This is a genomic window from Burkholderia sp. Bp9004, from assembly GCF_003858025.1.
GTDB classification, from domain to species: Bacteria; Pseudomonadota; Gammaproteobacteria; order Burkholderiales; family Burkholderiaceae; genus Burkholderia; species Burkholderia diffusa.
In genome coordinates, this window is the sequence record NZ_QTQD01000113.1 from 1 (window position 1) to 290 (window position 290).

Annotated in this window: 2 tRNA genes; both read left to right on the forward strand. The window is 55.9% G+C overall.

What is annotated here, in order from left to right:
- Positions 1 to 96: 96 nt before the first annotated feature.
- Positions 97 to 173, forward strand: a tRNA-Ile gene (locus DIE08_RS35380).
- Positions 174 to 211: 38 nt separating this feature from the next.
- Positions 212 to 287, forward strand: a tRNA-Ala gene (locus DIE08_RS35385).
- Positions 288 to 290 lie beyond the last annotated feature (3 nt).

Sequence of the window (290 nt, forward strand, 5' to 3'; positions counted from 1 at the left end):
CCGTATCGGAAGGTGCGGCTGGATCACCTCCTTTCCAGAGCTTCTCGCAAAGTTGAGCGCTCACGCTTATCGGCTGTAAATTAAAGACAGACTCAGGGGTCTGTAGCTCAGTCGGTTAGAGCACCGTCTTGATAAGGCGGGGGTCGTTGGTTCGAATCCAACCAGACCCACCATTGTCTGGCGGTAACACCTGAGGCAAATCTGTACTCATGGGGGCATAGCTCAGCTGGGAGAGCACCTGCTTTGCAAGCAGGGGGTCGTCGGTTCGATCCCGTCTGCCTCCACCAATC